Source organism: Variovorax sp. YR634, assembly GCF_900106655.1.
Taxonomy (GTDB): domain Bacteria; phylum Pseudomonadota; class Gammaproteobacteria; order Burkholderiales; family Burkholderiaceae_C; genus Variovorax.
In genome coordinates this window covers 479,588-501,050 of the sequence record NZ_FNOL01000002.1, presented here as the reverse complement: position 1 = coordinate 501,050, position 21,463 = coordinate 479,588, and the positions used below count along the sequence as shown (strand labels likewise).

The following is a 21,463-nucleotide window of genomic DNA, read 5'->3' as shown; positions in this document are numbered from 1 at the left end:
TCATGACCGGCAAAGTTCGCACCCGCATCGCACCGTCTCCCACCGGCTTTCTTCACCTGGGCACGGCCCGCACTGCGCTCTACTCGTGGGCCTATGCGCGCCACCACGGCGGCGAGTTCGTGCTGCGCATCGAAGACACCGACGTGGCCCGCTCCACGCAGGACTCGACCGACCAGATCCTCGCATCGATGCACTGGCTCGGCCTCGATTACGACGAAGGCCCGATCTACCAGATGCAGCGCCTGGAGCGGTATCGCGAAGTGATCGCGCAGATGCTCGCGGCCGGCACGGCCTACCACTGCTACTGCACGCCGGCCGAACTCGACGAGATGCGCGAGGCGCAACGCGCACGCGGCGAAAAGACGCTGTACGACCGCCGCTGGCGTCCCGAGCCGGGCAAGGTGCTGCCGCCCGTGCCCGAAGGCGTGCCGCCTGTTGTGCGCTTCTGCAATCCGCCCGAAGGCGACGTGACGTGGAACGACCTCGTCAAGGGCGAGATCACCATCAACAATCGCGAGATCGACGACCTCATCATCCTGCGGCCCGACGGTGTGCCCACCTACAACTTCGCAGTGGTGGTCGACGACTGGGACATGAACATCACGCACGTGTTCCGTGGCGACGAGCACATCAACAACACGCCGTGGCAGATCAACATCTTCCGTGCGCTCGGCGCACCGTTGCCCGAGTTCGGCCATGTGCCCGTGATCCTCGGCGACGACGGGCAGAAGCTGTCGAAGCGCCGCGGCGCTGTGAGCGTCACGGCCTATGAAGACAACGGCTACCTGCCCGAGGCGATGCTCAACTACCTCGCGCGCCTCGGCTGGAGCCACGGCGACGACGAGCTCTTCACGCGCGAACAGATGGTGAGCTGGTTCGACGGTTCGCACCTGTCGAAGAGCCCCGCGCAGTGGGATGCAGCCAAGCTCGCATGGGTCAACGCGCAGTACATCAAGGCGAAGAGCGGCGACGAACTCGCACCGCTTGTTGCAGCACAGTTGCAAAAGCGTGGCATCGCGGCCGACGAGCGTTTGCCTGCGATCTGCGCGCTGTTCAAGGACCGTTGTGACACCACGGTGGCATTGGCCGACTGGGCTGCGGCGTTCTATGCGGACATCAACGTGAGCGATGCCGATCGTGCGCAGCACATCACTGATGCAGTGAAGCCAGCGATCGCAACGCTCGCAGAAAAATTGACGACGGCTGCCTGGGATAAGGCCTCGATCGCAGTTATCATCAAAGAAGTTCTCGCGACACATGCATTGAAAATGCCGGTGTTAGCGATGCCAGTACGAGTGCTTGTGATGGGAACATCGCAGACACCGTCCCTCGATTCAGTGCTCGAAATTTTTTCCCGCGAAAAAGTTATCGAGCGATTGAAAAAGGCCTGAAAAATCGGGCTATAATTCGAGGCTCGACACCCACACGGGGGTATAGCTCAGCTGGGAGAGCGCTTGCATGGCATGCAAGAGGTCATCGGTTCGATCCCGTTTACCTCCACCATCAAAGTGTCGAGAAGGTATGAAGTGCTGATCGCAGCACGTCCAAGGTTTTGACCCTATCGTCTAGAGGCCTAGGACACCACCCTTTCACGGTGGCTACCGGGGTTCGAATCCCCGTAGGGTCGCCAGTTTCACTTCGGTGAAGCAGGCACAAGTGGCAACACTTGGCTCCGTCAAACGAGCGAACGTTGTCTACCAGGAGTGGTAGTTCAGTTGGTTAGAATACCGGCCTGTCACGCCGGGGGTCGCGGGTTCGAGTCCCGTCCACTCCGCCAGTCAGAAGCCCTTGCAGCTCAATGAGTTGCAAGGGCTTTTCACTTTCTGGCCTCCCCACGCAATTACTTCATCTTGCTGCTTCGGGGCGTGTCACGCCTGCGAGTTGCTGCTCGTTCGACAGCAGGAAGTCGATGAAGGCGCGCACGCGCCGAGGCATCGCCCGGCTCGCGGGATAGACCAGTGATGCGAGCTTTGGCGCGGGCTCGAAGTCTTGCAGCAATCTTTCGAGCCGGCCATTGGCGAGGTGCTCGCCCACAACGAACATCGGCAGGTGCGCGATGCCCAACCCGGCCACCGCCATTGCCGCGAGGTGGTGCATGTCGTCCGACCGCACTGCGGCTCGTGGCTCGATCTGCAGCGGGCCTTCCGACGTCTTGAAATTCCACGGGTCCTCGCGACCATCTGGCCGCGTGTAGGCCATGCATCGATGCTCAAGAAGCTCTTCGGGCCGTGATAGCCGCGACATCTCTTTGAAACAGGCAGGTGCCGCAACGGTGACGAACTGACCGTATCCAAGCGGCCGTGCCACAAGGCTCGAGTCGGGCAGGGCGCCCACCGCGATCGCGACATCCAGTCCCAGGTCGAAGATGTCTGACAGCCGCATGGTCGACACGATCTCGATGCGCAGCTTCGGATGCCGCGCGAGCAGTGCTGGTAGCAGCGGCGCCACGAGAAACGTTCCGAAGAGCGGCGGCAACCCCACGCGCACCGTGCCGGCCACCGCGCGCGTGCCCGCGCCAGCTTCTTCCGCCGCTTCGGCCAGCAGATCGAAGGCCCGCGCACAACGCTCGTGAAACGCCATGCCTTCCTCGGTCAGATGCAAGGCCCGCGTCGTGCGCGCCAGCAACTGCACGCCGAGATCGCTTTCGAGCCGGCCAATGGCCTTGCTCACGGCCGATGGCGTCATCGCGTGCAGTGCCGCTGCGGCGGTGAAGCTGCCCGCATCGGCCACGGTCACGAACACGCGCGCATCGGCCTCCGAGATTGGCAACTCGTGAGTCCGGCTCATCAATCTTGTGCCCTCAAACCGCTTTTTCATGAAGCCCCTCGCGGCCACCATTTGTGGCGTGCACATCGATCACGTCAACACAACCCCGTCTGACCACCAACAGGAGCCGATCATGAAACTCTTCTACAGCCCCGGTGCTTCTTCATTGTCCCCGCACATCGTGCTGCGCGAGGCCGGACTGACCGCGGAGATGATCCGCGTCGACCTCGAGACCAAGACGCTGCCCACCACCGGACAGAGCTATCTGCCGATCAACCCCATGGGCAAGGTGCCTGCGCTCGAATTCGACGGCGGCGCGGTGCTCACCGAAGGCCTTGCCGTGCTGCAGTACCTCGCCGATCTCGCGCCAGCCTCGCGGCTTGCGCCGGCTGCCGGCACCATGGCCCGCTATCGCCTGGCCGAAGCCCTGAGCTTCGTGGCGACCGAACTGCACAAAGGCTTTGCGCCGATGTTCGATCCCGACGTGCCGGCAAGCTACAAGCACAGCCTGATCGCGGACACACGCGCCTTCGATCGCATCGCATCGCTGGTGCAGCCGGGGCCGTACATCCTCGGCGAACACTTCACCGTCGCGGATGCGTACCTCTATCCGATCCTGCGCCTCGGCCGACATGCGGGACTCGATTTTTCCTCATGGCCGGCGATAGGTCACTACATGGAACTGGTTGCGAAACGCCCCTCCGTGCGCGCTGCGATGCGGGCCGAAGGCCTCATCGAAGACTGATCGATGAAGGCCTGAAGCGACCGCGTTACATCCGGGCTCTCGCAGTCGAATAAACTCCGCCCCGCTTGCAGCTTGTATTCGTGCTGCGCCGCCATAGGCAACATGGCGAAATCAAACCTAATAGGAACTCAGTTGAACCGCATCGAACTCGTCGAAAAAATCGTCACCGCCCACAACGTCAGCAAGGCAGAAGCTGCGCGCATCCTCGAGACCGTTACCGGCTCGATCGTCGCCGCAGTGAAGAAGGGTGACCCCGTCCAGATCGTCGGCTTCGGCACTTTCAAGCAAGTGGCGCGCGCCGCACGCTCGGGCTTCAACCCCAGCGCCGGCACCAAGATCAAGATCGCCGCACAGAAGGTGCCGAAGTTCGTGCCGGGCGCTGCCTTCAAGGCCGCCGTGGACCCGAAGGCTGCAAAGCGCAAGGCCGACAGCAAGGCAGTGGCTGCCAAGCCCGCAGCAGCGAAGAAGGCCGCAGCACCCGCCAAGAAGGCCGTGGCTGCCAAGAAGAAGTAAGAAGCTGCGAATGCAGAAACAAGAACGGCCCCTCGGGGCCGTTTTTATTTGGTGGCGCATTTATGCGCCGCTTCAGTCGGGTTCGATCACACCTTCGCTCAGATAGCGCTGGTATTCGGCAATGGGAATCGCCGTCGTCTGCGTGCTGCCGCCATCGCCCCAACTCAGCACGGCGCTGTCGGGCGCCAACTGGACCTCTATCGGCCCTTGGGGAATGAGGATCAGGGGGCCGTCGCCGGCCCGGTATTCGACATTTCCTGTGACTTTCGCGTTCGCTGCCATGGTTTCGTTCCTCGGGATGTTGGGGAATACGGGGGCGGGCCTCAAGCGTATCGGATATGGCGACTCGTGGGGTATCGCGCTGCGGCGATGCGTGTAGGCGAACGTCCATCGGAAGCGCCGTCACATCGGCGTAACGCGCGGCGTGGCACGCTCGCGCTTCGAATGACGAAGCGTTTCAGAATTCTTGTTGCTGTGTCGGTGGCCTGCCTGGCGATCCTGGCGGCAGCCGTCGCGTGGCGACTGACTGCCGGCAGCGATGCGCAGGCTCGCATGGCGGATGCAGCCCCATCGCTCGAAATCCGCTGGCACGGCGGCGGCATCGTGCTGCAGGGCGCGGTGCAGGACATCGCCACGCAGCACGCACTGGCGGAGGGCGCAGCCGCGCGCCTGGGCGGCGAGAGCGATCAGGTGACCGACTGGCTCGACATCACGCCCGCGGCGCTGCCGGTGGCCGATGCCGCATCGCTCGCCCGGCTCATCCTTCTAGGGCAGGAAGGCTGGCACCTGCAGCGGCGGCCGACCGAGGGCTGGCTCGCCGTGCAATCGCTGACTGACGAGCGCAGCGTGCAGGCAAAGGCGCTGCTGCAGGCCGCCTTCGGCCCTGGCGTTGCGATGCGTCTCGTGCTCCTGCCCTGAGCGGGCGATCTCCTTGCGGGTTCAAGGGGTCTTCACGGCACCGTCATGTGCCGTCCCCAGCATCCGCTGCATTCAAAACAGAGGAGAGAGGTTCCCATGCATCCATCGTTCAAGCGCCTTGCCGTTGCCGGCGTGGTGGCCGCCACCCTGACTGCCTGCGGCGGCAGCGACAACTCAAACAATTTCATTCCTTTCGTGCCACCGCCCGCGGCAACCAACCCGCCGCCGGCGTCGCCCGCCGTGCCTGGCACCATGGACGTGAAGCTCATCGCCTTCAACGACCTGCACGGCAACCTCGAGCCGCCGAAGCTGTCGATCAGTGCGCCTGCCAAGGGCGGCGGCACGGTGCCGGTGCCCGCCGGTGGCGCGGCCTACCTGGCCTCGGCCATCGCCTCATTGAAGGCCAAGAACCCGAACAACGCGGTGGTATCGGCCGGCGACATGATCGGCGCCTCGCCGCTGGTCTCGGCGCTGTTCCTCGACGAGTCGACCATCGAAGCCGTGAATGCGATGAAGATCGACTTCAACGCGGTCGGCAACCACGAGTTCGACAAGGGCCAGACCGAACTGCTGCGCATGAAGAACGGCGGCTGCGCGAAGAACACCGCGCTCGAACCCTGCCGCGTCAACAAGAGCTTCCCGGGCGCCAACTTCGGCTTTCTCGCGGCCAACACCGTGAAGGGCGACGGCAACACGCTGTTCCCCGCCACCGGCATGAAGACCTTCACGAAGGACGGCGCCACAGTGAAGGTGGCGTTCATCGGCATGACGCTGAAGGGCACGCCGAACATCGTGACGCCTGCCGGCGTCGCGGGCCTGACTTTCAAGGACGAGGCCGACACCGCCAACGCGTTGATCCCGCAGCTGAAGGCACAGGGCGCGGACGCCATCGTCGTCGTCATCCATGAAGGCGGCACCACCACCGTGGGCTACAACGACAAGAGCTGCGCCGGCCTGAGCGGCGACATCCTGCCGATCCTCAACAAGCTCGACACCTCGGTCGACATCGTGATCTCGGGTCACACGCACCGCTCGTACGTGTGCGACTACGGCAAGACCAACCCGGCCAAGCCCTTCCTGCTGACCAGCGCCGGCCAGTACGGCACGCTGCTGACCGACATCAACCTGACCATCGATACCCGCACGCGCAAGGTGACGGCCAAGGCGGCCGACAACGTGATCGTGCAGGGCGAGGCCTACACCAGCGGCACCACCACCGTCGCGCTGACCGACCAGTACCCGACCTTCGACAAGAACCAGGAAGTGGCTGCGCTCATCAACCAGTACCTCACCATCGCCGGGCCGCTGGTGCAGCGCGTGGTGGGCTCGCTCACCGCAACGGCCACGCGCACGCAGACCGCGTCGAAGGAAAGCGTGCTGGGCAACCTGATCGCCGACGCACAACTGACAGCGACCAGCCCGGCCGGCAAGGGCGCCGCGCAGATCGCCTTCATGAACCCGGGCGGCGTGCGCGCCGACCTCGCACCCGCCGGCGACGGCAGCGTGACCTACGGCCAGATCTTCGCCGTGCAGCCTTTCGGCAACAGCCTGGTGGTGAAGACCATGACCGGCGCGCAGATCAAGGCCTTGCTGGAGCAGCAGTTCAACAGCGGCTCCAACACCGTGGCCGCGCCGAAGGTGCTGCTGCCCTCCGCAGGCTTCACCTACAGCTACAGCACTTCGGCGCCCGCTGGCTCGCGCATCAGCAACTTGTCGCTCAACGGAACCGCGATGGCCGACGGCACCAGCTACCGCGTGACGATGAACAGCTTTCTGGCTACCGGCGGTGACAACTTCACCGTCTTCAACCAGGGCACGGACACGCTCGGCGGCGACCAGGACGTGGACGCCCTGGAGGCCTACATCAAGGCGAACAGCCCGCTGACACCACCGGCGACGAACCGCATTACGGTTCTGCCCTGAGCGGTTGCTGGCGAAGGGGGCGGGCCGCGTTCAGCTGGCCTGCCTGCCGGGACGACCAACGCGCCAGCCACCAGCAACTGAGCATCGCCTGCAGCACGGCGATGCCCAACAAGAAGCCGAAGCTCGGCCCGAGGGCGTAGAACAGGCCCAGCCCGAGCAGTGCCTGCGCGAGCCAGTTCGCCAGCGCCATGCACCCCATGGGCGCGAGCTTGCGCAACCAGTGCCGCCAGCGGGTCTGCTGGAACAGCAGCACGAAGGCCGCCATGCAGAACAGGTTGAGCGCGATCTGGTGAAGCAGGCGCATCACCCCGACACCCGCGCCGCCGGAGTCCCACAACATCAACGGCGCGGTCGTGGCCAAGCTGACGACGAGCGCCACCTTCAACAGGCGAACCCAGAGCCGCCGGTGGGCGACAGACTCCTGCAGCATGCGTCGAACGAGCAGGCGTATGGAGTTGGGCTTCTCCCCAGGCCGCACCGCCTGCATCGCGAAGCCCAGGCCGAAGAGCAGGGCGAGCAGCGCGATCGACGTCACGATGAATTCGAGCAGTGAAGAACTGCGCAGATTGAACAGTGGTACGCCGAACAGCGCGAAGCCGCGAAGCGAGTCCAGCAGTTCAAGGCGGCGGGTGCTACCGGCGCCTGGGTGGCGCGACGGCCTTGCGAGGTCGAATGTCATGGGAGTGCGCAAAGTGGGGTCGCTGCGATGCTATGAATCTGCATTGCACGAACATTGCGTTTGGGCCGCCTCCAGGCCGGCCCCGGGCGCACCGCCGTTCGCCGATGCCGTGACCTTGCGTAGGCCGATGTCTCCAACCCGATTTGTGCCGGTTTTGCAGACTTAGCATGAGCAAATCTGCTGTCGAAGGCAGAGATTTCTTCGCCGACTCATGTTTTTTGCAAAGGATTCCGTCATGAAAACCATGAACTTCCGCATGCTGGCGCTTTCATCCGCCGTGGCGGCGTGCAGCCTGGCCTTTGTCGGGTGCACCACCACGCGACCGCAGGATCAGTCCAGCAGCGCGTCTTCGCGCACTTCCATCGACGCCCAGGTCGATGCCTCGCTGTCCAAGCTGTACGACTCCGTGAGAGGTTCACGCGAGCTGGTCGCCAAGTCGAGCGGCGTGCTGGTGTTTCCTGCCGTGATGGGGGCCAGCTTGGGCGTGGGCGCTGAATACGGCCGGGGCGCCTTGCGCGTGAACGGTCGCACGCAGTCCTACTACAGCACCACTGCCGGGTCGGTGGGCTTCCAGGCGGGTGCTCAGTCGAAGGCCGTGATCTATCTGTTCACCACGCAGGCGGCGCTGGACAAGTTCCGCAGCAGCAAGGGCTGGACAGCGGGCGCTGACGCCACTGTGGCGCTCGCGACCATCGGGGCCAACGGCAGCATCGACACCAACACGCTGCGCCAGCCCGTGGTGGGCTTCGTGATGACGAACGTGGGGCTGGAAGCCGGCGTCTCGCTGTCGGGCGCGAAGATCAGCGAAATCCAGCCGTAGCAGGCTGCTGGGCTCAGTGGCCGAGCCGGGCCTGCAGCTCGGCCACTTGTTTGCGCAGGGCCTCGTTCTCGGCTGTGAGTTCGGCCACGCGCTGTTCCAGCGCCTGCACCGCATCCGGCCTGGCTTGTTGTTGTTCGTCGTCCGAATGCGCTTCGGCGGACTCCTCACGCGGCTTCTTCCTCGACTCGCGCACGCGCTTGGCGGCCTGCTTGAGCTCGTCCTTGCCGGCGTTCGCGGCCGAGACCTGCTCCTCGGCCGGCAGCGTGGCCACGGCAGCTGCGGTGTTGATCGAGATCACGCCTGACTTCACGGCTGCCACCAGTTCCGGCGCGGCCTGCTTCTGGATCTTTTCGATCATTCCGACCTGGCTGCTGCTCAGGCGTGCGGCCTTGGCGATGGCTTCGCGGCTGCTCAACGGCGCGGGTGGCGGCAGGGTGGGGGCTGACGCACTGTCGTCCGGCGAGCCGTCGGCGGGGGGATCGACATCGAAAGGGGCGTCGGACGCCGAGGCTGGCTCAGCAGCGACGCGGCTGCGCTGCTTGTCGACGATGTCCTTCTTCCGCAGCGCCAGCACGCCGCGCAGGAAATCCGAAATGCTGCGCCGGCCCAGGTGCTGGTCGATCATCCAGAGATGCACGTCCTCGATGGTCTTGAAGCGCGTGTTCTGCACCGTCTTGAACGGCAGGTCGTGTTTCTGGCAGATGCCATAGCGGTTGTGGCCGTCCACCAGCACGTCGCCCCATAGCACCAACGCGTCGCGGCAGCCCTCGGCCAGGATGCTGCGTTCCAGTGCTTCGTGTTCCTCCGGCGTCAGTGGGTCGATATAGGCTTTGAGTTCTTCGTTGACGACGATGTTCATGAGGGGCGGGAAGCGGAACGGGGCAAAGGGGCGGAATTTTAGATGCGCCCGGCCGACGGCTTTCGAGACGTCGTCCGGGTGTCTCTGTTTGGTGCATCCAAACGTCTATAGAGGTAAGGACACAGTCGCAAATTTGCGCTGTCATCCTTTTGTAAATATTAATGATTCTTATTTAAATATGTGGCCGGAGAGCCGCAGCCACGCTAATGCGCCCGACGCGCGCCGTTCCGAATTTCGACGCCTGGCCCCAATCTGGAGTTGTTCAAAAAATGCTGTCACTCACGTCCGAATCTTCTCTGGGAGATGTTTTCGTCGCCAACCGGGCCCAGCTTCTGCACGTGGCCCGCAGGATCGTCCGCACCACGGACCTTGCCGATGATGTCGTGCAGGACGCCTATCTCCGCATTGCCGACGGCGCCTGCGACCGCAAGGTCGACAAGCCCATGGGCTATTGCTGCCAGGTGGTGCGCAATCTCGCACTCGACCATTGCCGCCGCCAGTCCCTCGAAGCCACCTACCGCACCTTCGACGTGGACGTCGAGACGCTCGATGTCCCGGGACCAGCGTCGCCGGACCGCGTGATGCGCGACCGGCAGGCTGTCGGCCTGATCGAGAAAGCGCTGTCGGCGCTGTCCCCGAGGACGCGCGTGGCCTTCCAGCTCTACCGCCTCGAAGGCCTCACGCAGCGCGACATCGCGGCGCAGATGGGCTGCGCGCTCGGGCTCGTGAACCGCCTGATCGCCGAGGCGGACGAGGCTATCGGCGCGATGCGCCACCTGATCAAGGATTGACGCAGAGAAACTCTCGTGCCGCTTCGTGTAAGGTAAAACCGTACACGCATGGCACAAGAGCAAGACGACCTCATCTGGCGCACCGCATGGGAGTGGGTGCGGCGCGAGCACGACCGCGAGAATTTCGGCGAAGGTTCGCGTGTCGAAATGGTGACGTGGCTTCTCGCCGACCCCGCCCACCGCAAGGCCTACGACAAGGCCGCCCGCCTCTGGCTGCTCGCGGGCCTCGTGCCTCCCACCATCGACGTCGATGCGTGGAAGAAAAACCAGAACCGGGCATCCCCCGAAGACGCAGCACCCAGCGACGACGACGCCTGATCGTCGCCAGCGCGCCGCCTGGCCGCACCCCGCACCGGGGTGAACAGATTCGGTCCCGAATCGTCATGTTGATCAGAAGCCCAGCAATCGGCCACCCACCGGCCCGCTTGCCCGCCCGCTTCCTCAATCAACCGCACAAGGACCGCCCATGTCTACCAGCTGCTTCGATCGCGAAGACGAAACCTTCATCGTCCTGGTCAACCAGGAAGACCAGTACTCCATCTGGCCGCACTGGAAGGCTGTGCCCAGCGGCTGGAAGGCTGTCGACGGGGTAAAGGGCGACAAGAAGACCGCGCTCGATTTCGTCGAGAAGAACTGGACCGACATGCGCCCCAAGTCGCTGCGCGACTGGATGGCCGCGGAAGCTGCCGCAAGCTGATGGCCGGGCCGGCGAGGGTTTCGCTGCTGTGCCTGCCCTGCGCGGGCGCCAGCGCGACGATATATTTGCGCTGGCGGCATCAGCTGCCGCGCTGGATCGAGCTCGTGCCCGTCGAACTGCCGGGTAGGGGCATGCGCATGGGCGAGCGCTTCGTCGAAACCTACGATGCCCAGGTCGCGCGGATCTGCGCCGAGCAGACGAACGCGATGCACAGCAGCTTCGCGATCTTCGGGCACAGCATGGGCGCATTGCTGGCCTATGGCGTCGTGCAACGTCTGCGCGCGCTCGGCCGGCCGTTGCCGCTGGCGCTTTTCGCGTCGGGCAGTTCCGCGCCGTCGCGGCGCGACCCGAGCCGCCTCCCCGACACGCACGACGACGCTGCGTTGATCGCCGATCTGCGCAAGCAGGGCGGCACCCCCGAAGAAGTCTTCGCCAGCGCCGAGCTGATGCGCATCACCCTCGACACGCTGGGCGCGGACTACCGCGTGTGCCAGAGCTTCGAGTACACGGCCGATGCGCCTCTTCCAATGCCTCTGCATGTCTTCGCGGGCCGACAGGACGACATGGACGCGGCGCGCATCGAGGCCTGGTCGGCACATGCCGGTGGCGCGTTCACGCTCGACTGGTTCGATGGCGGCCACTTCTTCATCCGTCAGCACGAGGCGGCCTTCCTGGCTGCACTGACGCGCCGTCTGGGGCAGGCCATGGCCGGCAGGCATCAAGGCTCATTGCATGGGCATCGACTTGACGCGGCATGAGTGAACGCAGCCGGCCCGGTGCCGGCTGCGCCCCTACTAATTTTCTGGAGTGAGCGAGATGGCAGACACGGCAGCAACGACGGTGAATCTGGGGCATCACCCGGTGTCCGCAAACTTCGTGGAACACCTGCGGGCATTGGCGCAAAGCCGGCCGGACGACGTCTGGCTCACGGTGGCGGGCGACGCGGATGGCGCCTACTTCGAGAAGCCGATCACCTACGCCGTTTTCGAGTCGCGCGTGCGCGCGCTGGCATCCCGCCTGCAGCAGCAGTTTGCGAAGGGCGAGCGCGCCCTCGTCATGCTGGACAACGACGACCATTACGCGGTGAGCATGCTGGCGTGCTTCTACGCCGGCGTGATCGCGGTGCCGGTGTTCCCGCCCGAATCCATGCGGCCGCAGCATCTCGCGCGGCTGACGGGCATTGCGCAAGACTCGCAGGCGCGCTGCGTGCTGACCTCGGCGGCGATGCGTGCCGCGATGAGCGGCGCGGCCGATGCGTTCGCGCAGGCCGAGATGATTGCCGTCGACGAGGTGAGTCCCGCGCTCGCCGATGCATGGATGCCGTTCGCGCCCGCTGCGGACGATGCTGCGTTCCTGCAATACACCTCGGGCTCGACCTCCGCCCCCAAGGGCGTGATCGTGACCCACGGCAACCTCATCGCCAACGAGCGCGCCATCCGCGACGGCATGGGCATCGGGCCGGACGACAAGTTCGTGTCGTGGGCGCCGCTCTATCACGACATGGGCCTCATCGGCGGCCTCATGCAGCCGCTCTACAGCGGCATTCCGCTGGTGCTGACCTCGCCGCGCTACTTTCTCGAAAGCCCGGTGCGCTGGCTCGAACTCATCTCGCGCCATCGTGCCACCCTGAGTGGCGGCCCCGACTTTGCCTATCGCCTCTGCCTCGATCGCGTGAAGGGCGCGCGGCTCGCGGGGCTCGACCTCTCGACATGGCGCGTCGCCTACACCGGCGCCGAGCCCGTGCGCGCAGACACCGAAACCGAATTCATCGAGCGATTCGCGCCCGCAGGCTTCGGCCCCGACGCCGTGTATGCCTGCTACGGCCTCGCGGAAGCGACCCTGTTCGTCACAGGCGGTCAACGCGGCGCCGGGCTGGTCGCGCGCACTTTCTCCGCCGATGCACTGGCCAGGGGCGAGGGCGTGGAAAGCGCGCAGGGCGCGATGCTGGTCGGCTGCGGCGCCGCGCCGGAAGGCCACGACGTACGCATCACCGACCCCGATTCGCTGGCCGCGCTAGACGCTGGCCGGGTCGGTGAAATCTGGGCCAGCGGCCCGAGCATCTGTGCCGGCTACTGGGGCAAGGAACGCGAAACCAGCGAGACCTTCGCCATGCATGAAGGGCAGCGCTGGCTGCGCACCGGCGATCTCGGCTTCATGCACGGCGGGCAGCTCTATGTGACGGGCCGCATCAAGGACCTGATCATCGTTCGCGGGCACAACATCTACCCGCAGGACATCGAGCGCACAGTCGAGGCCGAGATCGAGGCCGTGCGCAAAGGGCGTGTAGCCGCCTTCGCGGTGTCGGGGCCGGATGGCGAAGGCATCGGCGTGGCAGCGGAAGTTTCGCGCAGCATGCAGAAGCTCGTGCCGCCGCACCTGCTGGTCGATGCACTGGGTGCGGCGGTCAGCGAGGTGTTCGGCGAGGCGCCGTCCGCCGTGGTGCTGCTCAACCCGGGCGCGCTGCCCAAGACTTCGAGCGGCAAGCTCCAGCGGCAGGCGTGCCGCGCGGGGCTTGCGGCGCGCAGCCTCGATGCGTACGCAATCCACGAGCACGGCGTCTTCACGCACGGCGGCAGCGGGTCTTCGATTCCGGCGGAAGCACCGGTGTTCGACGAAATCGGAGAAGCGGTCTCGGCCATCTGGAAGGAAGTGCTCAGGTGGCCCGAAGACCGCGCGTTGGCGCACGACGCGCATTTCTTCACCTCAGGCGGCAATTCACTGGCCGCGGTTCAAGCATGCGCGCGTATCGCCCGGCACTGGAACATCGAATTCGATCTGCGCGACCTCTTCGGGCAGCCCCGGCTGAACGCTTGCACGGCCATCGTGCGCGGCCGCAAGGACCGTCCGGGCCGCGTGCCCGGCACGGCGGCCATCGAGCCGCTGTCCGCCGAGCGCCGGCTGCAGCCCTTGCCGTTGTCGCACGCACAGGAGCGTCAATGGTTCCTGTGGAAGCTTGCGCCGCAGAGCACGGCGTACCACATGAGCGGCGCGCTGCGCCTGTCGGGCACGCTGGACGCCGCCGCGATGCATGCCGCGTTCGAAGACATCGCCGCGCGCCACGAGTCGTTGCGCACGGTATTCCTGGCAGGCGCTGACGGCACGGCAGAGCAGCTGATCAGCCCGTCGTGGGCACCGCTTCTGAATCTGATCGATCTGCGTCACCTCGCGGCCAGCGAGCGCGAAGCACGTGCCGCAGAAGAAGCGCAGCGCCTGCATGCCGCGCCCTTCGACCTGACGCAGGGGCCGTTGCTGCGCGTGGCGTTGATCCGCCTGTCGGACACCTCGCACCTGCTGGTGGTGGTGATGCATCACATCATTTCCGACAGCGCGTCGATGCAGGTGCTGCTCGATGAACTGGCGGCCGGCTATGCCGCGCGGCTGAAGGGCGATGCCCCGTCGCGCCGCACCGCACCACGAATCCAGTACGTCGATCATGCGGCGTGGCAGCGCAACTGGCTCGCCGCGGGCGAGGCCGGGCGGCAACTGGCCTGGTGGCGCGCGCAGCTCGGCGAAGAGCATCCTGTGCTGGCGCTGCCGATCGACCGTCCGCGCACGGCGCAGATCGGCTATCGCGCGGCACGCCACAGCGTCGAAGTGCCCGGGGCACTGCTGGTCGGCTTGCGCCAGGCCGCGGCTACCGAGGGCGCCACGCTGTTCATGGTGCTGCTGGCCGGCTTCCAGGCGCTGCTGCACCGCTACACCGGGCAGGAAGACATCCGCGTCGGCGCGCCGGTGGCAAACCGCAGCCGTGTCGAGGCGGAAAACATCATCGGCTTCTTCGTCAATACGCTGGTGTTGCGCAACCGGATCGGTGGGCGCATGCGGCTGTCGGATGTCGTGGCGCAGGCGAAAGAAGCGGTGCTGGGTGCGCAGACGCATCAGGACCTGCCCTTCGAGCAATTGGTCGAAGCACTGCAGCCGCAGCGCAGCCTGAGCCAGAGCCCGCTGTTCCAGGTGATGTTCAACCATCTTGTCGAGGACTACCGGACGCTGGCGCAGTTGCCTGGGCTGGAGGTTGCGCACCATGCGCTGCCAGACGGAACGGCGCAATTCGAACTCGTGCTGGAAGCCCGCGAGACACCCGATGGCCGGTTGACGCTGGGGCTGGTCTACGCGGCGGAGCTGTTCGATCGGGAGACGATCGAGCGGATGGCTGGGCACTACGTGGCGGTGCTGGAGGCATTGACTGCCCAGCCTGAGCTGGCAGTGGGCGATGTGGCGCTGGTGGGTGTGGCGGAGCGCGCGCAGCTTGTGGCGTGGAGTGAGAACCCGCACCGCCACGAGGGCGCACAACCCGTGCACCGCCAGATCGAGGCGCATGCGAAGCACCGCCCGGATGCGCCCGCTTTGGTGTTCGGCGACGAAGCCCTGAACTATTCGGAACTCAATGCCCGTGCGAATCGCCTTGCCCACCGCCTGATCGGCATGGGCGTAGGCCCCGATGTGCTGGTGGGCATCTGCGTGGAGCGCTCCACAGAAATGATGGTGGGCATCCTCGCCGTGCTCAAGGCGGGTGGTGCTTATGTACCCCTTGACCCCGAGTACCCTGCAGACCGCCTTTCCTACATGGTCGAAGACAGCGGCATCGCATTGCTGCTGACCCAGAGCCATCTGCGTTCGCTGATCCCGGGTGCCGACGCATTGCAGGTCCTGGAACTCGACACCCTCGATACAGCGTCCGAGTCCGAGGCCGACCCGCAAGTCAGGCTGCACGGCGAACACCTGGCCTACGTCATCTACACCTCCGGCTCCACAGGCCGCCCCAAGGGCGCAGCCATCCGCCATTGCTCGCTGTTCAGCTGCATGGCCTGGATGCAGGAGTTCTACACCCTCGCAGGTGCAGACACGGTCCTGCACAAGGCCCCGTTCGGCTTCGACGTGTCGGTCTGGGAGATGTTCTGGCCATTGACCTCTGGTGCCAGACTGGTCATTGCCAATCCGGGCGATCACCGCGACCCGGTGCGCCTGGTCAAACTCATCCAGAAGCACCAGATCACGACGCTGAACTTCGTGCCCTCGATGCTGCAGGCCTTCCTGGCCTACGAGGGCATCGAAGCAACGACGAAGCTCAAGCACATCATCTGCGGCGGCGAGGCCATGCCCGCAGCCACGCAGAGGGAAGCACTTCAGCGCCTGAGCGGCGCCACGCTGCAGAACCTGTACGGCCCGACGGAGACGACGATCCATGTCACCCAGTGGACGTGCCGGGACGACGGCAGCAGCCAGGTGCCGATCGGGAGGCCGATCAGCGAGACGCAGGCGTATGTGCTGGACGCAAGCCTGAACGAGGTGCCCGTAGGCGTGGCCGGAGAGCTGTACCTGGGGGGCATCAACCTCGCACGGGGCTACCTGAAGCGGCCAGCACTGACGGCAGAGCGCTTCATCGCAGCGGCCAACGGAAGCCGGCTGTACCGCACGGGCGATCTGGTGCGCTGGAACAACGAGGGGCAGCTGGAGTACCTGGGGCGCATCGACCATCAGGTGAAGGTGCGGGGGTTCCGTATCGAACTGGGGGAGATCGAGGCGCAGTTGCAAGCCCAGCCCGAAGTCAGGGAGGCGGTGGTCGTCGCGAACGAAGGCCCCGCAGGAGCGCGGCTCGTGGGCTACGTCTCGGGGCAAGGCATAGACACCGCAACGCTGCGAGAGCGCCTCGCAGAAGCACTGCCCGACTACATGGTGCCCAGCGTCATCGTCGTGCTCGATGCCCTGCCGCTGAACGCCAACGGCAAGGTAGACCGCAAGGCACTCCCCACCGCCGCCATCACCAGCGACAAACCCTACGAAGTCCCGCAAGGCCCCATCGCCGAAACCATTGCCGCCGTCTGGGCCGAAGTGCTGCAGATGGACAAGGTCGGCACTCACGACAACTTCTTCGATCTCGGCGGGCATTCGCTGCTGCTGGTTCGCGTGCACCGCCTGCTCGAAGACAGGCTGCGCACCACCGTCGCGCTGGTCCAGCTTTTCAAGTACCCCACGGTTGGTTCGCTGGCGCAGTGGATGTCGCGCGGCGCCGATACACCCGCGGCGTTGTCGCCCACGGCCGGCGACGACCGTGCGCTGCGCCAGCGCGCCGCCTTGCTTCAACGTCGCAAATCCGCGGAAAGAGTCAACTGATGAACACCCTCAACGAACAGGCGGCGCAGGCCGATGCAGCCACCGGCATCGAGATCGCCATCGTCGGCATGGCGGGGCGCTTTCCGGGCGCTGACGACGTCGATGCGTTCTGGCACAACATCCGCGACGGTGTGGAGTCCATAGCCGGCTTCACCGACGAGCAGCTGCGCGCGCAAGGCATTTCGCAGGAGCTGCTCGACGATCCGGCCTACGTAAAGGCAGGCGTCCAGTTCAAGGGCTTCGACCAGTTCGACGCCGGCTTCTTCGGCTACTCGCCGCGCGAAGCCGAGTATCTCGACCCGCAGCAGCGCATCTTCCTGGAGTGCGCATGGGCCGCGCTCGAGCATGCCGGCTGCGACGCGCATACCTGGCCAGGCAAGATCGGCGTGTACGCGGGCGAGGGCCCCAACCTGTACCTCATGCGGCACCTGCTGCCCGCATTCGGCCTGGGCGACGGACGCGGCATTGCCGACCTGCTGGGCCTCATGAGCGGCAACTCCGGCGGTTCGCTGTGCACCCGCGTGGCCTACAAGCTCAACCTGCGCGGCCCGGCAGTGACGGTGCAGACCGCCTGCTCGACCTCGCTGGCCGCGGTGCACACAGCCTGCCAGGCGCTGCTGGGCTACGACTGCGACATGGCACTGGCCGGCGGCGTGTGGCTCAACCTGCTGCAGGATGGCGGCTACCTCTACCAGGCCGGCGCCATCCTCTCGCCCGACGGCCACTGCCGCGCCTTCGACGAGAAGGCAGCGGGCACGGTGATCGGCAGCGGCGCAGGCCTCGTGGCACTCAAGCGCCTGGACGACGCGCTGCGCGACGGCGACACCATCCACGCCGTCATCAAGGGCACGGCCGCCAACAACGACGGCGCCGACAAGGTCGGCTTCACCGCGCCCAGCGTGAACGGCCAGGCCGAAGTCATCCGCGCGGCGCAACTGATCGCTGGCGTGACGGCCGAATCCGTCGGCTACATCGAGGCGCACGGCACAGGCACGGTGCTCGGCGACCCGATCGAGCTGGCCGCGTTGACGCAGGCCTTCCGGGCCGATTCAGATCGCACCGGCTACTGCGCCATTGGCTCCGTCAAGACCAACGTCGGCCACCTCGATGCGGCGGCCGGCGTCACCGGCCTCATCAAGACGGTGATGGCGCTCAAGCACAAGATGCTGCCGGCCAGCCTGCACTACGAGCGGCCCAATCCGCAGATCGATTTCGCGGCGAGCCCGTTCTATGTCAATGCCGCCACCAAGGCATGGCCCGCGGGTGCCGCGCCGCGCCGCGCGGGCGTCAGCTCGTTCGGCATCGGCGGCACCAATGTGCATGTGGTGCTCGAAGAGGCGCCGGCCGCGAAGCCGGCCGAAAACCCGTCCAGCTGGCAGGTGCTGCCGCTGTCGGCACAGAACGCCGCCGCGCTGCAGGAGGCGGGCCGGCAGCTCGGCCGCCATCTCGAAGCGTCTGCCGACCAATCGCTTGCCGACATCGCGCACACCTTGCAGAGCGGCCGCCGCCCGCTGCCGCTGCGCGCGGCCATCGTCGCCAACGGCCATGCCATGGCTGCGCAGACGCTGCTGTTGCCCGAGGGCGGCTTCGAGCAGGTGATGCGCGCGCCGGCCACCGCGCCCGAGGTCGCCTTCCTGTTCCCCGGCGGCGGCACGCAGCACGCCAACATGGGCGCGGCGCTGTACCGCGACGACCCGGTGTTCCGCGGCGAGGTCGACCGCTGCTGCGCCTTGCTGAACGACGCGATGGGCATGGACCTGCGCCAGCTGCTTTACCCGGCAGCCGGTGCCGAAGCCGCAGCCGACCAGAAGTTGTCGTGCATCGAATACACGCAGCCGGTGCTGTTCATCGTCGAGTACGCGATGGCACGCACCTGGATGGCGCGCGGCGTGCAACCCGCCGTGATGCTGGGCCACAGCCTTGGTGAATACGTGGCTGCCTGCCTGGCCGGCGTGTTCAGCCTGGAAGACGCGCTGCGCATCGTCACCACGCGCGGTCGCTTGATGCAATCGATGCCCGCCGGTGCCATGACGGCCATCGCGCTGACCGAGGCCGAACTCGCACCGTTCCTCCAGGCCGGCTGCGACATCGCCGCGATCAACGGCCAGCAGCTGTGCGTGCTCGCGGGGCCGTTGCAGGCCATCGAAGCGGCAGAAAAGCAACTGCTCGCCGGTGGCCTGATGCCGCGCCGCCTGCACGTCGCCATCGCTTCCCACTCGGCCATGACCGAGTCCATCGTGGCCGAACTGCAGCAGGTGGTTGCCTCGGTGCCGCGCCATGCGCCGCGCATTCCTTTCATCTCCAACGTCACCGGCCAGCCGATCACGGCCGAGCAGGCGGTGGACCCGGCCTACTGGGGTCGCCATCTGCGCAGCACCGTGCGCTTTGCCGACGGACTCGCCGCGCTGCTGGGCGTGGCCGGGCGCGTCGTGCTCGAAGTGGGCCCCGGCGAAACGCTGGCGGGCCTCGCGCGCCAGCATCCGATGGCCGGGTCGGCCGCAGGCATCTGGGCGAGCCAGGCGCATCCGCAGCAGCAGGCCCGCAACGAGCGGCAACTGGCAAGCGTGACCGGCGCGCTCTGGTGCGCCGGTGTCGAGATCGACTGGGCCGCCTGCCGCGCGGGCCAGCCGCGCCGCCAGGTGCCGTTGCCTACCTATCCGTTCCAGCGCCAGTCGTACTGGATCGAGGCGGGCACATTCGAGGGCAGCGCCAAGGCAGGGCCGGCAGCCGACGCCTTCTACGTGCCCACCTGGAAGCGCACCGAGCCGCTGCTGGCGGTGCACACCCCCGCGCCGACCGGCACCTGCACGCTGGTGTTCGGCGAAACGCGCAGCCTCACCGACAGCCTGATCCGCCACTTGCACCGTGAGGCCGACGCGCATCCCGTGGTCTGGGTGGAGCAGGGGCCGGGCTTCGTCGAGATCAGCCCGCGCCACTACGCGGTGCGCCCCGGCGAGCGCGCCGACCACGAGCAGGTGCTGCGCAAGGTGCAGGCCGAGCTGGGGCCGGTCTCGAAGATCTATCACCTGTGGAGCGTGGATGACGAGCTTGCAGCGCCTTCGCAGTCGAGCGAGATGCTGGAGCGCGGCTTCTTCAGCCTGCTGGCCCTGGCGCAGGCCCTCGACAGCGCGTCGGCCGGCAGCGAGCGCAAGCTGGCGATCCAGGTCGTCACCAACCAGATGGAAGACGTGAGCGGGCTGGAGCCCCTGTGCCCCGAGAAGGCCACGCTGTTCAGCCTGGCCAAGGTGATCGGGCAGGAGTATCCGCACATCGACAGCCGCGTCATCGATGTGGTGCTGCCCACAGCCGGCAGTGATGCCGAGGCATGGCTGGTGAAGCAGCTCGCGACTGACATGCCGGCGCGCCACGACGAGCCGCTGGTGGCGTACCGCGGCCCGCATCGCTGGGTCAAGGCCTACGAGCCGCTGGCGCTGCCTGCGCCGGGCGCGGGGCCGCAGCAGCGGCTGCGCACCAATGGCGTCTACCTGATCACCGGTGGCCTCGGCGGCGTGGGCCTTTCCGTGGCGCGGCACCTCGCCAAGTCGTGGCAGGCGAAGCTGGTGCTGTTCGGACGCACGCCGTTGCCCGAGCGCAGCACCTGGGAGGCGCTGGCCGCATCGCCGGAGCAGCCGGCGGCATTGCGTCAGAAGCTGCTGCAGCTGCTCGAACTCGAAACCCTTGGCGGCGAAGTGCTCGCGCTGTCAGCGGACGTGTCTGATGCCGCGCAGATGAAGGCCGCCACTGCGCAGGCCCGGTCGCGCTTCGGCGCCATCCACGGCGTGATCCATGCGGCGGGCCATGCCAGCAGCGGGATGATCGGCCAGCGCACCCGCGCCATGGTCGACGCCGTGTTCGCGCCCAAGCTGCGCGGCACGCAGGCGCTGCTCGAAGCGGTGCGCGAAGACGTACTCGATTTCGTGCTCTTCTGCTCATCCATTTCCAGCATGGCCGGCGGCCTGGGCATGAGCGACTACGCCGCGGCCAACGCGTACCTCGACGCACTGGCCGCGCAGGTGCAGCGCAGTGCGCGCCACGCGGTGTTCTCGGTCAATTGGGACGCCTGGCGCGACCTGGGCATGGCCGCTGGCATGGTGCTGCCCGAAGGCGTCGGCATGGACGGCCCCGAAGGCGCGCTGGCGCTGGAACGCATCGTCAACGGTCCGGCGTTCTCGCAGGTCGTGATCTCCACGACCGACCTGACGCAGCGCCTTGGCGAGCTCGACAGCGGCATGCTCGAGCTGATCGAGTCCGGGCCGCTGGCCCACGCCGCGCGCGCGGGCCGTCGCAACCATCCGCGCCCCGCGCTCGACACGCCTTACGTCGCACCCGACGGCGACCTCGAGACCGGCCTTGCCGCCGTCTGGCAGGACATGCTGGGCATTACCGCCATCGGCATCCACGACAACCTGTTCGAGCTGGGCGGCGACTCGCTGCTCGCCATCCAGATCCTGGCGCGCGTGCGCAAGGCTTACGAGGTCGAGCTGCACCCGGCTGCCTTCTTCAAGGCGCCAACCATCGCCGACCTGGCCCTGCTGGTCGAGACCCGGCTGATCGAAGAAATAGAGAACAGCGAGAACGGCGACCCGGCCGATGCCGCCACACCGGACCGACTGTCCGCCACCGTCTGAAACAAGCACC

16 protein-coding genes and 3 tRNA genes are annotated in these 21,463 nt (G+C 66.4%); 15 read left to right on the top strand and 4 right to left on the bottom strand.

Going from position 1 to position 21,463, the window contains the following annotated elements:
• The first annotated feature begins 2 nt into the window (after positions 1 to 2).
• The 4 genes from gltX to BLV60_RS06490 all read left to right on the top strand — a co-directional run bounded on the left by gltX (position 3) and on the right by BLV60_RS06490 (position 1,777).
• On the top strand, positions 3 to 1,391 hold the full coding sequence (gene gltX / locus BLV60_RS06505) for a glutamate--tRNA ligase (protein ID WP_093051675.1): 1,389 nt from the start codon (positions 3 to 5) through the stop codon (positions 1,389 to 1,391).
• A 36-nt stretch (positions 1,392 to 1,427) separates the two neighbouring features.
• Positions 1,428 to 1,503 (top strand) — tRNA-Ala (locus BLV60_RS06500).
• Between the two features lie 51 nt (positions 1,504 to 1,554).
• Positions 1,555 to 1,630 (top strand) — tRNA-Glu (locus BLV60_RS06495).
• Between the two features lie 70 nt (positions 1,631 to 1,700).
• Positions 1,701 to 1,777 (top strand) — tRNA-Asp (locus BLV60_RS06490).
• Positions 1,778 to 1,845: 68 nt separating this feature from the next.
• On the opposite strand, the gene BLV60_RS06485 is transcribed toward BLV60_RS06490, so the two are convergent.
• Positions 1,846 to 2,787 carry a LysR family transcriptional regulator gene (locus tag BLV60_RS06485; RefSeq protein ID WP_176928719.1) on the bottom strand — a complete coding sequence of 314 codons (942 nt, stop codon included), beginning with the start codon at positions 2,785 to 2,787 and terminating at the stop codon, positions 1,846 to 1,848.
• A 112-nt stretch (positions 2,788 to 2,899) separates the two neighbouring features.
• Between BLV60_RS06485 and gstA the strand changes: the two genes are divergently transcribed.
• Both gstA and BLV60_RS06475 read left to right on the top strand, forming a co-directional pair.
• Positions 2,900 to 3,511 (top strand): glutathione transferase GstA, encoded by a 612-nt coding sequence (gene gstA / locus BLV60_RS06480; RefSeq protein WP_093051669.1) that lies wholly within the window; start codon positions 2,900 to 2,902, stop codon positions 3,509 to 3,511.
• Positions 3,512 to 3,643: 132 nt separating this feature from the next.
• The gene (locus BLV60_RS06475) at positions 3,644 to 4,024 is read left to right on the top strand and encodes an HU family DNA-binding protein (RefSeq protein WP_093051666.1); all 381 of its coding nucleotides are present in this window, start codon (positions 3,644 to 3,646) and stop codon (positions 4,022 to 4,024) included.
• Positions 4,025 to 4,096: 72 nt separating this feature from the next.
• Here the strand turns inward: BLV60_RS06475 and BLV60_RS06470 are convergent, their stop codons facing one another.
• Positions 4,097 to 4,306: a hypothetical protein gene (locus BLV60_RS06470; RefSeq protein ID WP_093051663.1), complete on the bottom strand. Its 210-nt coding sequence runs from the start codon at positions 4,304 to 4,306 to the stop codon at positions 4,097 to 4,099.
• Between the two features lie 162 nt (positions 4,307 to 4,468).
• Between BLV60_RS06470 and BLV60_RS06465 the strand changes: the two genes are divergently transcribed.
• Both BLV60_RS06465 and BLV60_RS06460 read left to right on the top strand, forming a co-directional pair.
• Complete coding sequence (locus BLV60_RS06465) at positions 4,469 to 4,942, top strand: hypothetical protein (protein ID WP_093051660.1); 474 nt, start codon at positions 4,469 to 4,471, stop codon at positions 4,940 to 4,942.
• Between the two features lie 96 nt (positions 4,943 to 5,038).
• On the top strand, positions 5,039 to 6,865 hold the full coding sequence (locus BLV60_RS06460) for a bifunctional metallophosphatase/5'-nucleotidase (protein WP_093051658.1): 1,827 nt from the start codon (positions 5,039 to 5,041) through the stop codon (positions 6,863 to 6,865).
• Here the strand turns inward: BLV60_RS06460 and BLV60_RS06455 are convergent.
• Positions 6,849 to 7,544 (bottom strand): DUF418 domain-containing protein, encoded by a 696-nt coding sequence (locus BLV60_RS06455; protein ID WP_093051655.1) that lies wholly within the window; start codon positions 7,542 to 7,544, stop codon positions 6,849 to 6,851. The two genes, BLV60_RS06460 and BLV60_RS06455, sit on opposite strands and share 17 nt — an antisense overlap.
• A gap of 235 nt (positions 7,545 to 7,779) precedes the next feature.
• Between BLV60_RS06455 and BLV60_RS06450 the strand changes: the two genes are divergently transcribed.
• On the top strand, positions 7,780 to 8,364 hold the full coding sequence (locus BLV60_RS06450) for a BPSL1445 family SYLF domain-containing lipoprotein (protein WP_093051892.1): 585 nt from the start codon (positions 7,780 to 7,782) through the stop codon (positions 8,362 to 8,364).
• Positions 8,365 to 8,377: 13 nt separating this feature from the next.
• On the opposite strand, the gene BLV60_RS06445 is transcribed toward BLV60_RS06450, so the two are convergent.
• On the bottom strand, positions 8,378 to 9,223 hold the full coding sequence (locus tag BLV60_RS06445; RefSeq protein ID WP_093051652.1) for a plasmid replication/partition related protein: 846 nt from the start codon (positions 9,221 to 9,223) through the stop codon (positions 8,378 to 8,380).
• Positions 9,224 to 9,492: 269 nt separating this feature from the next.
• On the opposite strand from BLV60_RS06445, the gene BLV60_RS06440 reads away from it, so the two are divergent.
• From BLV60_RS06440 to BLV60_RS06415, 6 genes are all read left to right on the top strand, one after another.
• Positions 9,493 to 10,014, top strand: a complete 522-nt coding sequence (locus tag BLV60_RS06440) for a sigma-70 family RNA polymerase sigma factor (RefSeq protein ID WP_093051649.1) — start codon at positions 9,493 to 9,495, stop codon at positions 10,012 to 10,014.
• A 48-nt stretch (positions 10,015 to 10,062) separates the two neighbouring features.
• The gene (locus BLV60_RS06435; protein WP_093051646.1) at positions 10,063 to 10,332 is read left to right on the top strand and encodes a DUF4880 domain-containing protein; all 270 of its coding nucleotides are present in this window, start codon (positions 10,063 to 10,065) and stop codon (positions 10,330 to 10,332) included.
• A 148-nt stretch (positions 10,333 to 10,480) separates the two neighbouring features.
• Positions 10,481 to 10,711, top strand: a complete 231-nt coding sequence (locus BLV60_RS06430) for an MbtH family protein (protein WP_093051643.1) — start codon at positions 10,481 to 10,483, stop codon at positions 10,709 to 10,711.
• Positions 10,711 to 11,469: a thioesterase II family protein gene (locus tag BLV60_RS06425; protein WP_093051641.1), complete on the top strand. Its 759-nt coding sequence runs from the start codon at positions 10,711 to 10,713 to the stop codon at positions 11,467 to 11,469. The genes BLV60_RS06430 and BLV60_RS06425 overlap by 1 nt, the downstream gene beginning before the upstream one ends.
• A gap of 58 nt (positions 11,470 to 11,527) precedes the next feature.
• Positions 11,528 to 16,825 carry a non-ribosomal peptide synthetase gene (locus BLV60_RS06420; protein WP_093051639.1) on the top strand — a complete coding sequence of 1,766 codons (5,298 nt, stop codon included), beginning with the start codon at positions 11,528 to 11,530 and terminating at the stop codon, positions 16,823 to 16,825.
• A complete protein-coding gene (locus BLV60_RS06415) occupies positions 16,825 to 21,453 on the top strand; it encodes a type I polyketide synthase (protein ID WP_093051636.1) in 4,629 nt (1,542 codons plus the stop codon). The genes BLV60_RS06420 and BLV60_RS06415 overlap by 1 nt, the downstream gene beginning before the upstream one ends.
• Positions 21,454 to 21,463 lie beyond the last annotated feature (10 nt).

Excerpts from the sequence above, each read along its gene's own strand:
- gltX (WP_093051675.1), top strand. The coding sequence starts at position 3 with ATGACCGGCAAAGTTCGCACCCGCATCGCACCGTCTCCCACCGGCTTT.
- BLV60_RS06485 (WP_176928719.1), bottom strand. The coding sequence starts at position 2,787 with ATGAGCCGGACTCACGAGTTGCCAATCTCGGAGGCCGATGCGCGCGTG.
- gstA (WP_093051669.1), top strand. The coding sequence starts at position 2,900 with ATGAAACTCTTCTACAGCCCCGGTGCTTCTTCATTGTCCCCGCACATC.
- BLV60_RS06470 (WP_093051663.1), bottom strand. The coding sequence starts at position 4,306 with ATGGCAGCGAACGCGAAAGTCACAGGAAATGTCGAATACCGGGCCGGC.
- BLV60_RS06465 (WP_093051660.1), top strand. The coding sequence starts at position 4,469 with ATGACGAAGCGTTTCAGAATTCTTGTTGCTGTGTCGGTGGCCTGCCTG.
- BLV60_RS06460 (WP_093051658.1), top strand. The coding sequence starts at position 5,039 with ATGCATCCATCGTTCAAGCGCCTTGCCGTTGCCGGCGTGGTGGCCGCC.
- BLV60_RS06455 (WP_093051655.1), bottom strand. The coding sequence starts at position 7,544 with ATGACATTCGACCTCGCAAGGCCGTCGCGCCACCCAGGCGCCGGTAGC.
- BLV60_RS06450 (WP_093051892.1), top strand. The coding sequence starts at position 7,780 with ATGAAAACCATGAACTTCCGCATGCTGGCGCTTTCATCCGCCGTGGCG.
- BLV60_RS06445 (WP_093051652.1), bottom strand. The coding sequence starts at position 9,223 with ATGAACATCGTCGTCAACGAAGAACTCAAAGCCTATATCGACCCACTG.
- BLV60_RS06440 (WP_093051649.1), top strand. The coding sequence starts at position 9,493 with ATGCTGTCACTCACGTCCGAATCTTCTCTGGGAGATGTTTTCGTCGCC.
- BLV60_RS06435 (WP_093051646.1), top strand. The coding sequence starts at position 10,063 with ATGGCACAAGAGCAAGACGACCTCATCTGGCGCACCGCATGGGAGTGG.
- BLV60_RS06430 (WP_093051643.1), top strand. The coding sequence starts at position 10,481 with ATGTCTACCAGCTGCTTCGATCGCGAAGACGAAACCTTCATCGTCCTG.
- BLV60_RS06425 (WP_093051641.1), top strand. The coding sequence starts at position 10,711 with ATGGCCGGGCCGGCGAGGGTTTCGCTGCTGTGCCTGCCCTGCGCGGGC.
- BLV60_RS06420 (WP_093051639.1), top strand. The coding sequence starts at position 11,528 with ATGGCAGACACGGCAGCAACGACGGTGAATCTGGGGCATCACCCGGTG.
- BLV60_RS06415 (WP_093051636.1), top strand. The coding sequence starts at position 16,825 with ATGAACACCCTCAACGAACAGGCGGCGCAGGCCGATGCAGCCACCGGC.